The organism is Candidatus Borrelia fainii (genome assembly GCF_027925085.1).
GTDB classification, from domain to species: Bacteria; Spirochaetota; Spirochaetia; order Borreliales; family Borreliaceae; genus Borrelia; species Borrelia turicatae.
Window position 1 is genome coordinate 274105 of sequence record NZ_AP027070.1, and the last position, 12902, is coordinate 287006.

Annotated in this window: 6 protein-coding genes and 1 tRNA gene; 5 read left to right on the forward strand and 2 right to left on the reverse strand. The window is 25.3% G+C overall.

Annotated features, from left to right (window positions below; translation table 11 throughout):
* Positions 1-3: 3 nt before the first annotated feature.
* A complete protein-coding gene (zwf, locus tag QMG63_RS01215) occupies positions 4-1437 on the reverse strand; it encodes a glucose-6-phosphate dehydrogenase (protein ID WP_281861004.1) in 1434 nt (477 codons plus the stop codon).
* Between the two features lie 206 nt (positions 1438-1643).
* On the opposite strand from zwf, the gene QMG63_RS01220 reads away from it, so the two are divergent.
* The 5 genes from QMG63_RS01220 to QMG63_RS01240 all read left to right on the forward strand — a co-directional run bounded on the left by QMG63_RS01220 (position 1644) and on the right by QMG63_RS01240 (position 11725).
* Positions 1644-3089, forward strand: a complete 1446-nt coding sequence (locus QMG63_RS01220; RefSeq protein ID WP_281861005.1) for a nicotinate phosphoribosyltransferase — start codon at positions 1644-1646, stop codon at positions 3087-3089.
* Positions 3090-3113: 24 nt separating this feature from the next.
* Positions 3114-6338, forward strand: a complete 3225-nt coding sequence (locus QMG63_RS01225; RefSeq protein ID WP_281861007.1) for an exodeoxyribonuclease V subunit gamma — start codon at positions 3114-3116, stop codon at positions 6336-6338.
* Positions 6339-6342: 4 nt separating this feature from the next.
* Positions 6343-9759, forward strand: a complete 3417-nt coding sequence (gene recB / locus QMG63_RS01230; protein WP_281861008.1) for an exodeoxyribonuclease V subunit beta — start codon at positions 6343-6345, stop codon at positions 9757-9759.
* A gap of 18 nt (positions 9760-9777) precedes the next feature.
* Positions 9778-11604, forward strand: a complete 1827-nt coding sequence (gene recD / locus QMG63_RS01235) for an exodeoxyribonuclease V subunit alpha (RefSeq protein WP_281861010.1) — start codon at positions 9778-9780, stop codon at positions 11602-11604.
* Between the two features lie 47 nt (positions 11605-11651).
* Positions 11652-11725: transfer RNA gene (locus QMG63_RS01240), tRNA-Asp, on the forward strand.
* A 180-nt stretch (positions 11726-11905) separates the two neighbouring features.
* On the opposite strand, the gene pfkB is transcribed toward QMG63_RS01240, so the two are convergent.
* Positions 11906-12823, reverse strand: coding sequence for a 1-phosphofructokinase (gene pfkB / locus QMG63_RS01245; RefSeq protein WP_281861012.1), 918 nt, complete (start codon positions 12821-12823; stop codon positions 11906-11908).
* Between the last annotated feature and the right edge of the window lie 79 nt (positions 12824-12902).

Here is a 12902-nt window from a genome sequence, read left to right on the forward strand (position 1 = left end):
CTACTACATCTTACGCCAAAAATGGTCCTTTTCTAAAATCATATTTGCTTCAACTGGTCCTTCTGATCCATAATCATAATCCCAATTTTTAATGTTTTCCCATTTATCAAGAATATCCGATACAAATTCCCAAGAATTATCAATCTCATCATTGCGAGCATACAAAGTTTTATCACCCAAAAAAGCATCAAAAAGTAATCTCTCATAAGACTCACTAAAAAATTTGTCAAATGAAGCATGATAAGAAAATTCCATATTAGCTTCCTGAATATCATAATTATATCCCGGTCGCTTAGTATTAAACTTAATTTCAATGCCATCTCTTGGTTGAATTCTAAAAATCAAAGCATTTGAAAGATTAATCGACCCAGTATTAAAAATAGTGAAATTAGGCTTTTTAAATTGAATATATATTTCTGAAAATTTCCTCACAAGCGCTTTTCCCGTCCTAATATAAAAAGGTACCCCAGACCAACGCCAGTTATCAATAAACAATTTCATAGCCAAATAAGTTTCAGTATCTGAAGTACTTAAAAAGTTAGCTTCTTCTCTATATCCTTTTTTCAAAATCCCTTGTACCTGAGAACACATATATTGTCCTTTGACAATATGATTTTGTATAGTCTCTTTACTTAATTTTCTTAAACTTTTTAAAACCTTAACCTTTTCATCATGAATAAAGTCAGCACTAAATCCAATAGGAGGTTCCATTGCAATTAAACTTAAAAGTTGTAAGATATGATTTTGAACCATATCTCTTAAAGCCCCAACAGAATCATAATACTCAGCCCTACCATCAATACCTGCCTCTTCTGCTACGGTAATTTGAATAAAATCCACATAACGATTGTTCCAAATATTTTCAAAAATAGAATTCCCAAACCTAAATGTAAAAATATTTTGAACGGTTTCTTTGCCCAAATAATGATCAATCCTATAGACTTGTTCTTCCCTAAACACAGAATAAAGAAGAGTGTTTAAACACCTAGCTGTATCAAGACTACTACCAAAAGGCTTTTCAAGAATTATTTTAGACAAATAAGAAGTATCACTAAATGAATATGGCTTTAAATTTTCAATTATTGCCTCATAAAACTCAGGTGATGTTGAAAGATAATATATCCTCTCTCTATTATCTAAAAGAGATGACAATTTTACATAAGTATCCCTTTCCCTAAAATCTCCTGATAAATAAACAAAAAATTTCAAAAAATCATCAACCAAAGCAGTAGACTCTTCTTGCCACAAAGAATCTTTAATATAAACCTTAAGTTCATCATCAGTAAAAATTTTTCTAGCAAACCCAATAATTCTAAAATTATTAATATGACCATCCTTATACAAATTAAAAAGAGAAGGAATAAGTTTTCTTCTAGACAAATTGCCAGTAACACCAAATATTACAACATCGAAATTAGATACATTCTTTTCACTCATAAAATATCTCCGACAGATAATTATACTATTATTGTCGCATCAAAAACTATGACATAATATCCTTTTATAAATAACAGCTATACCTACATTAAATTTAATCACAACAATTAATTACAACAATGACGATTTAAAACGAATGCCACAAAATTTCTAAAAATTAAATACAAATATAATGTTATAATTAGTATAGTGTATAATATATAAAAATGAAAAATTTATCACTATTTACAGACTTTTATGAACTTTCAATGATGAATGCTTACTTCATAAAAAGTATGAATCCAAAAGTTAAATTTGAAATGTTTTTCAGAAAAACGCCATTTAAAAATGGATACATAATTTTAGCAGGAATTCATACATTAATTAATGCTTTAAAAGAATTACATTTCAAAGACGAAGAGATTAACTATCTAGACAAATTACAGCATTTTGACAAAAAATTTTTAAAATACTTAAAGACATTTAGATTAAACATAAAAATAAGCTCAATAGAAGAAGGAAGAATCGTTTTCCCTTATGAACCCATACTAATCATTGAAGGAAATTTAATTGAACTTTTACTCATAGAAGGCCTGGTACTAAATACAATAAATTTTGAAAGCTTAATTGCAACTAAAACAGCAAGAATTAAAGAAGCCGGGGCTAAAAATCTAGCAGAATTTGGTCTTAGAAGAGCGCAAGGAATTAATGGCGCACTCTCAGCAAGTAAAGCTGCTTACATAGGAGGTGCTAATTTTACAAGCAATGTACTTGCAGGATATAAATACAATATTCCTGTCATTGGCACAATGGCTCACAGCTGGATAATGAGTTTTAAAAATGAAGAAGAGGCCTTTTGGGAATATGCGAAAATATATCCAAATAACGTAAGTTTGTTAATTGACACTTATGATACACTTAACAGTGGTCTTAAAAATGCAATAAAAGTTTTCAAAGCACTAAAAAACAAAGGAAGCAAAAATTTTTCCGTTAGAATTGATAGTGGTGATCTTGAATACTTAAGCAAACAAGTTAGAAAAACACTTAATGAGAATGGGCTATCTGAAGTAAAAATTATTATATCAAACGAACTTGATGAAGAAATTATTATGTACCTAAACTCAATTCATGCGCCTATCGACTTTTGGGGGGTAGGAACCAATCTAGTTACTGCAAAAGGAGAATCTAATCTCTCAGGAGTGTACAAAATGACATCAATTCAACAAAACGGCAAATTTATTCCTAAAATGAAAATGTCAAATAACATTAATAAAGCAACACTACCCTCTCAAAAAGGAGTTGTCAGAATATACTCAAATGAACAAATGATTTTTGATCTAATTTTTTTAAAAGAAGAAGAAGAAGAAATAAAAAAAATGTTAAACTTAAAAAAGGAATTTACAATTTTCCACCCCATACAAGACAATACATTCAAAGAAATAAAAACATATGAAAGTTTTGAATTCTTAATAAATACAGTTTTTGAAAACAACAAAATTTGTCAAACCTGCGAACCAAGTCTCGAACATATAAGATCAAGGGTTCAAAGTGATCTTAAAAAGATCGATCATACACATAAAAGGCTCATAAATCCACACATATATAAAGTAAGCATTACAGAGAAATTAAAAAATTTAAGAAATAAACTCATTAAAGAAAACAAAAAACCATAACACTATGTATAATATGTGTATTATATGTATAAGATATATAAAACAAATAAAGTAAGCAAGATTTATAATAAAATTAAAGAGTTAATTAAAAATGATGACATATTTAAAAAAGAAACCTTCATCATTTCAAAAAGTAACATTTTAAGCGAAGAAATTAAAAAATATTTAGCAACCCTAAATGAAGTCTCATATAATCTCAATATAAAACAAAACATAATAAAAACGATATATAATCTCTCAATGGAAAATAACAATATAAAAAAATTTCTAAAAAACAATACATTGATTCTTGACTCAGAAACAGAAAAATTTATTTTGTATCACATATTAAAAGACAATAAAATAAAAAATATCAAGCAATTTAAATCGACAAAAAACAGATATATCTTTGCATCAAAGATAATAACTTTATTTCACAAATACTACTTTAAGTTTCCAAATTTGATTGATCATTGGAGACAAAATAAATTTTTATTTGAAGATCAAAATAAAATTCACTACGAATCTATGCAAAAGGAAATGTTTGAAAAACTATTTGAAAATCAAATCAGCCTTTTTAACTTGAACGAAAAAATCGAACAAGAAATAACAGATACTAAGCAAAGCATTGAAACAAAAAGAATAATAATAATTGGAGAGACTAGAGAAATTGACAGAAAGATTTTACATTGTTTGCAAAAAATTTTCGACATTACAGTATACGAATTAATACTTGAAGATATAACTCAAATCAAATCTGCATTAATAGATGAACTAGTACCAGTAAAAATCAAAAAATATAATTCAAGTACACAAATAGAAGAAGAAACTGATATTCAATTATTTGAAGAGAAAAATTTTTTAGCAAGTTTTAAAAACAATATTATAAAAGGTACTCCTCTATCAAACTTAGATAACAGTTTCAAAATAATAGAGGCAAAAACAAAAAAACGAGAGGTAGAAATTCTAGTAAACAATATTTTACATTCAACACAAAATAATCATCTAAAAATAAACGATATTGTAATAACTTACTTACCAAAAGATATGGACATATACTTACCATACATAGATGAATTTTTAAATAAATATGAACTTGAATTTACTATTTTAGATTTTAATAAAGATGTCTTAAAAAGTAAAAGTGCAATAGCATTAAATCAATTAATGAAACTCTTCATTTCAAACAAAGGAACGATTAGTAATTTTAATAGAAAAGAAATAATTGAATTTCTAAGTAACACAAAAGTAATGAATAAATTCAACATCTCAATAAGTGAATTAGAATACCTAATAAAATTTAATGATGCAGTAAATATTTATTTTGGAATGAATGACACTCATAAAGAAAGCTTATCTTATGACAAGAATTTTTTAAATTCATGGGAAAATGGCTTTGATAGATTTCTAACATCTACAATGTTTAATGAAAAATATGAATGCAATAATTGTCTAGAGAGCATAAATTTTCAAGATCCAGATTCAATAGTAAGACTAATAAGCATAATAAAAAGCCTATATGAAGACATAATGTATTTTAAAGAACAAAAATATACAATATATGAATGGGCAGAAATAATAGATATTTTCATAGATAAATATATCAAGCTTGAAGATAACAACAAAATTGATGAATATATAAACACAAGAATACAATACTTTAAAAACTTTTCAAAAGATCTTAATGAAAATTTTCACAAAGATTACATGGCAAAAATTAAAGACAGAAAAGTTGAATTTGCTCTTTTCAAAATAATGTTTGAAGAGAGTATCGAACAAAAAGCATATCAATTAAACAATCAAAATACAGGTATACTTGTTACAAGCTTTGATAAAATAGAATATTTAAAAAAATCTGAAATTCACTTTTTAGGAATTCATCAATTAAACTCAAATATTCATTTTGATAACATGAATTTATTAAATGAATATTATGACTATGTCAATCTGGAACAAGATAACATTTCAAATTTAATTAGAATAATCTTTGCAGCATCAAACAAATTCTATTTCTATTACTCACTAAGCGAATCTCTAAATCTAGATATCAATAAACCTAAAGTAATAAATAAGATAATAAATTACATAAAAGATATGGGACAAGAAATAAAAATTGAAATACACCCAAGTGAAAATTACGATTTTGAATATTTCAAATACAAAAAAGTCAATTACCTAATTAACTATGATACAGAAGCCTTTAATATTGCAAAATCACTACAACAAGGCAAACATCCAAACTTTAAACAGAAAAGACTTAAATTAAAAAAACAAATCACACTAAAGATAGAAGACATAAATAAAGCTATAACTAATCCTTACAAATATTTTTATGAAGAAATATTAAATGTATACATTAAAGATATAAACCAAATTAATGATATTAAGAACAAACAAGAAGAACAGATTATCAACATTGATAATTTTAATTATAAGCTAATGAATAATCTTATACCAATACATGAATATATAAAAAATGAAACTAATGAACATATATTAGAGAAAATAGATAATATAATTGAAAATCAGATTCAAAAGGGAATAATTCCCATGAACATCCCAAAAACAATCATCAAAGAAGAATTCATAGAAAAATTCAATGAAATCAAAAATAATATTGTTACCAATTTTCAGGAATTTTTCAAAATGCAGGAAATTGACATCACATTAAATAAAAGCATATTCATTAACTTCGAAGGCGAAACAATAGAATTTAAGTTAAATGGAAAACTCAAAAACATATATAAAATAAATAATCGATATTTTTACGTCAATTTAGAGAAAGAAGATTATAGTCAAGACAAAATTATCAGAAAAATTAACCTATACATAATAGGATTAATGTTAAAAAGCTCAATTGAAAATATAGAATCAATTCAAGAAATAAGAATAATTTACGAAACTTCTAAATTATCACTTGAAAATCAATATACAAATGAAACGATAAATTACACAGACCTTACAAATTTATTAAAACAAATAGCATATATTTCAAGCTATCCTACTCCCATTTATAAGGATCTAATACAAAAAAGTTTAAATAAAATAAAAGACATAAACGAATTTCCAACAGTACTAAAAACACAAATAAAATATCAAAAAAAAAACACTAATATTAAAAAAAGTATGGAATTCATTTTTCAACAAAAAGACATAGCATGGTGTCCATATTATAACAGATTTAAAGACACTCACGATTTAGATTTAAACGACAACTTAGAAAAATTACTTCAAGATTTTTATGCTAAATTCATAAAGGTAAAAAGTTAATCCTATGAGAGAAATAATAGATAAAATCAAATACAATGAAAAAATATTAATTGAGTCTTCAGCAGGAACTGGAAAGACCTACATACTTGAAAATATTATTACAAACTTACTCATAAATAAAACGTACTCTCCAAGCGAAATTTTAGTGCTAACATTCACAAAAAAAGCAACAGAAGAGATGCATATTAGAATATTGAAATCAATTGAAAATGCATATCAAAACTCACAAACAGATAAATCTTTAAAAAATTTTTACGAACAATCAAATAAAATATTTATATCAACCATAAACAAATTTGCACTACAGTCCCTAAACAATTTTCAAATTGAGACAGAAAACTTTGTCAAATACAGTGTAAAAGAAAATTTTACATCAGAAATAGACGAAATAGTTTATGAATTTTTAAGAAAAGCAGATTCATTAAAAAAAGAATTAGCAATCAAAGATGATGAATTTGAAATCTTTAAGTCTAAATTTAAAACTACAAAAGAAATGATTCAAGATATAAAAGAATGGTATAAAATAGACAAGACACAAGAACTTGGAGATTGGATAAAAACTCAAACAATTTTTAAAGAAATGCTTACAAATCAAGATAGCTTAATTCATAAGTATAACTTAATAGTCGAAGCATTAAACAAAATGACTATGGAAGAAAAAAGAACTTTCCTAAATAAATATAATCAAGGAATTAAAATATCAGAAATAAAATATAGTAATGAAAAAGATATAGTAAAAATAACAGAAATACTTGTAAACAACAAATTTCTTTCGAAGATAATAAAATCTAATATTAAAAAAAATGTTACTCTCCTACCTAAGGAACAAAAAATACAAGACGACTTAAGAAACCTTAGCAATGAAACAAATACAGATGAAGAAGACGAAAGCACACTTAAAAGATTTATTATCCTAAAAGTCAAATATAAAATACTTAAATATATAGAAAAAGAACTTGAAAATACCATTAATACAACAAACACAATAGACCAAAAGCATATAATATTAAACTTCAAAAAACACCTGGAATCTCGTGATAACAAACTATTAAATTCAATAAAAAGCAAATATAAAATAATATTAATAGATGAAGCACAAGATTTAGACCTAATACAAATAGAAATATTTAAAATACTTAACTCTTGTGGAATAAAGCTAATATTTATAGCCGATCCTAAGCAAATAATTTATATGTTTAGAAATGCTGATATATCATATTATAACCAAGGCATAAAAGATCAAATAAAAGATGACGCAAAAATAACCTTACTAACAAATTATAGATCAAATAAAAAATTAGTTGAACCTTTAAATATTATGTTTGATAATATCTATAATAAAAACCCTACAGCTAAAATCGAACAAATAGAATTTACCAAGTCAAAAACAGACTCTAAGAATGACGAAAATAAAATTTTTATAAATGATCAAGAAATAGAAGCAATAAACATAATAAAAACTGAAGAAGATGAAAATATTTTCCAAAAAACAGCTATAACAATAAAATATCTACTAACAAACGGAAAAATTTATGATAACAATAAACTCAGACAAATTAAAGAATCAGACATAAAAGTGCTTTGCAAAAAAAGGAGTGAAATAGATTTAATAGCTAAGGAACTTAAAAATCAAAATATAAAAACGAATAAGATCGAAGAATCATTATTTGAAACGAAAGAATTTAGCGAAATATTTTACCTTATAAAAGGTTTCGACAGGAAACAAAATTTTCAAACTCTAAACTATATCTTAACTAGCAAAATAATAAACCTTCCGTGGGAGTTATACCTAAACTTACTTGAAAAAAATGAAATAAAATACATAGAAGAAGCTATTAGTGACATAATATATTTACTTGAAAATCAAGAAATAACATTAATAAAAGCAATAGACGAAATCATATCAAAGAAAGATTTATGGCTCAATTTGGCAAAAATTTTTAATAATACTATTTTTACTGAATTTGCACAATCAAAAAAAAGCTACAGGGAAACCCTAATAAATGAGGAAAAATTTGAGGAACTTAAAAACTACGAAACAAGTTTAGACTTTATTTCCAAAATTTACTATGAAGATAAAAACATAGAATCATTAATATGCACTCTAGAAGATCTAATAGTCAATAAAGATACTGAACAAAATGAAGATCAAATCACTACCCAAGATGATCAATCTATAGAAATACTGACAATTCATAAATCAAAAGGACTAAGTGTTAATATCGTATTTCTCATAAATAGTAGCTTACCGAAACAGTCAGATACATTTTATAAATTTTGCTTAGAAAATAAGATAGAATATGATTTTTTAAGATTAAAAGAAAATCAAAAATATGCCAAAAATAAGGCTTTAAATGAAGAGAAAAATATTTTTTATGTAGGAACAACACGAGCAAGATTCGCACTATTTATTATCAATAAAGGCACAATAATAAATGAAATGTTCAAGCTAGCAAAAATAGAAACAATCGATGAAATAAACTTAGACTTTAATGTATACAATCTAATTAAAACCCATAAATTCAATAAATTAGAGAAAAATGATAACAAAGAAATAAAATTAATCCCTCCACCACCAATAAACAAAAATTTATTTAGAAAAGAATATACACATAGCTACACAAGTCTTGCATCAAGTTATAAATCTACTTACCATGCAAATCAAGAAACAAGAGATGATGAAACTTATGACAATGATGCTAATTGTACTGAAGAAACACTCCCAAAGGGTAAAGATATTGGTAATATTTTACATGCCATAATGAAAGATATAAATTTTAACGACGCAAAAGATAATTTCAACAATTTTCAAAAAATTAATATTGATCTTATACAAAAAAGAATCGAATATTTCAATTCAAAACTAAATACACTAAAGATACAAGAAATGTTAATAAAAATGATTTATAACATATTAAATACAAAAATCAGATTTATTGACGCAAGACTGTGTGATATTCAAGAATTACAAAAAGAAATGGAATTTTTAATCAAGATAGATACAAAAATTTATAAACAACAATCTCTATTTAAAAATTACGACAAGTTGGATTTAACATTCAATGACGGATATATAAAGGGAATCATTGATCTTATATTTAAGATAAATAATAAAGTATATATTTTAGACTATAAAACAAATTATCTTGGAGAAAATTTAAAAGATTATAATTTAACGAACTTAAAAAAGAAGATAAAACAAGAAAAATATGACTTACAATATAAAATTTACGCACTAGGAATAAAAAAAATACTCTTTAAAAATCCAGAAGAATATAATAAATATTTTGGAGGAGTAATATATCTCTTTACAAGAGCATTTCAAAAAAATATTAAAAAACAATCTAAAACACAAAATGGGATTTATTTCACCACACCAAATTTCAAAGAATTAGATTTAGAACAAATATATTTACAATGAAAATATTAAAAGGAAAATATGAGAAATTTTTTAGTCTTAAGAGAATTTTTAAAAGATCACAAAAGAAACTATTTGAATCCAGAACTCAAAATTTATGAAATAATAGAAACTTTAAACATAAACATAGAAAATTACTACAAAGCACATTTACTCACAAAAAAAATCAAAGATGAAAAGTATGAAGAAATTACTATGTTTTTAATATTTTTATTTAATTATTTCTCTAAAGGACATTTAAGAGCTAATATTAATTTATTAATCAAAGATATTCAAAATACAATCAACTGTGCTTTCCTTGGAATAGAAAACAAAGATCAATTTTACCAAAAATCAATCAACATACTAGAAGAACTTGAAAAGCTTACACAAGCAACAAAAATACACAAAATAATCTTACATTTAAAAGAAAATAATATAATGAAAGATTTTAATCAAAATGAAAGAATCATAACTCCTTTAATATTAGAAAATAATATTCACATCTATACTCAAAAAAACTTTAGAGAAGAAGAAGAACTAATAAAAAAAATAGAGCAAAGACTTAAGGATAACAAAAGTGAAATAACTATTCAAAGAATACAAAATATCATGAACAATTTAAACACTAAGGACCTAAGTGAAGAACAAATCAATTCAATCAAAAAATCTTTAAAAAATAATTTCTTTATACTCAGTGGTGGTCCAGGCACAGGCAAAACAACAACTATAAATTATATTTTAAAAGCAATTGATATGCACTTAAATGTCAAACAAAAGGTAGCCCTTGTAGCACCAACTGGAAAAGCAAGTCAAAAACTAAAATCAAGTTTAAAAGAATCATTTAAAAATCTTAAAATAGAATACAGCACAGTACAAAAATTATTAAAAATGTCATTTATCAATAAAAGTAATAAATATGATGAAGCCAACCCCCTAGAATTTGAAATAATAATAATTGATGAAGCATCTATGATAGATTCAAGCACTTTCTTAAAATTGTTAAAGGCAATCAAGACAAGCACAAAACTCATAATAACAGGGGACAAAAACCAACTTCCATCAATAGCTGGAGGCAATGTATATTCAAGTCTGACACAAATAAAAGAAATAAGTGATGAAAATGTAGAAATACTTAAAAAGAATTTCAGAAGTAACGATGAGATACATTCATTAACCAAAGCAATATATCAAGAAGACATAAATCTAATTGATATTCAACTTAATGCCAACAAAAATATAATTTTAAAGGATATAAATAAAGTCAATATTGAAAATGAATTATTAAATTACACAAAAGATTTATATAAAAATATCTCTAATTTTGATCTCAATTCACTAAACAACAAAGAAATTGAATCAATAATTAATGCTTTACTTAACAATGTTATTTTATGCTCAAAAAATTTTGGAAAATTTGGAACAAAAATAATAAATGAAATAATAAAATCACATTTGAAAAAAATCAATGGCAATTTACTTGGACAAATAATTTTAATTACTCAAAATGATTATAAAAACGATCTATTTAATGGAGAAAAGGGTATTCTCTTTAGAGAAAACTCTAAAATTTACGCTTTATTTAAAAGAGAAGATGAAAAATACAAAAGAATAAACTTTAATTTAATAAACAAATATGAACTTAGTTTTGCAACAACAATACATAAAAGCCAAGGCTCTGAATATCAACATGTACAAATAATCATAGAAGATCACTCATTTTTAACAAAAGAACTACTCTACACTGCAATAACAAGAGCTAAGGAAAGCATAAAAATAATATCAAGCAAAGATATCATTAAAAATGTCATCCTAAAAACAATAAAGAGAGATTCAAAAATCTCAGATCATATAGATGCATTAAAATAAATTGACAAACAAAAAGAAAAACAATATAATTTTAAGGTATTGCATTTGGGGGTGTAGTTCAGATGGTTAGAACGCCTGCCTGTCACGCAGGAGGTCGCGGGTTCGAGTCCCGTCTCTCCCGATAGTAATCTTTAAAGTCAAGAATTTTTTATTTGTATTTATCTTATTTCAAAAGTAATTATGAAAGCATAAATCAATTGTAAAACATATTAAAGTTATTATTAAAGTTGCGTTATAAAACAAAAATCTTCAAAAAAACTCACTAAAACAGAAAATTTATTAATATTTATAAATGTTCAAATTATATTAAAGAAAGATGTTCAAGTTTTACTTTATCAAAAATATCTTTAACATCATCAAGACTACAAAGTTGCCCTCTAAGTGCCGTTGCGGTACCTGACGCAACTCCAAACCTAAAAGAATCAAGAAGAGAATTCCCATTTTGATAAGCATATACAAATCCAGCAACTACAGAATCTCCTGCACCAATAGTACTTAAAGAATTAATTTGCGGGACACTAGCTAGACAAGCATCTTTATTATTTATAAAAACAGCCCCTTCATTTCCCATTGAGACTATAATATTTTGCACGCCCCTTTCCATAAGCTTACACCCAGCACTAATTAGATCCCTAATAGAAGTCAAATTCATACCCAAAAGTTCTTTAAGTTCATTAATATTTGGCTTTATTAAAAAAGGTCTAAGACCTATAATCTCTTGCAAGGCAGGACCACTAGTATCAATAATTAACTTAACATTACTAGTAAGACTCTTGGCTATTTCATTATAAGCCTGATACCCAAGCGAGCTTGGAACACTACCAGACATGATTAACATATCTTTATCTAAATTTTTTAATTTCAAAATCAAAAACTGAAAATCACTCTCAAGAATTACGGGTGATTTTCCATTAATCTCTGTTTCTTTTCCATCTGACATCATTTTAATATTGATTCTAGTATTATCAGATATGCTAACAAAATCATGTCTTATACCCATCAAATCAAGATAAGACCTTATATAATCACCTGTAAATCCACCCAAAAATCCAAGAGCAACACTTTCAGTTTCAAAATTCTTAAGTACATTACTTACATTTATTCCTTTCCCACCAGCAAAAAAATTATTCCTAACAACATGATTAAGACATCCTGTATGAAAACCCTCCACAACTATTTTATAATCAATAGCAGGATTAAGAGTAAGCGTATATACCAAGCCAATCTCCTTTATAATTAAGTATAATAATTAAATAATATAATTATTATATGTTATAATCATTACATATTATATTTAT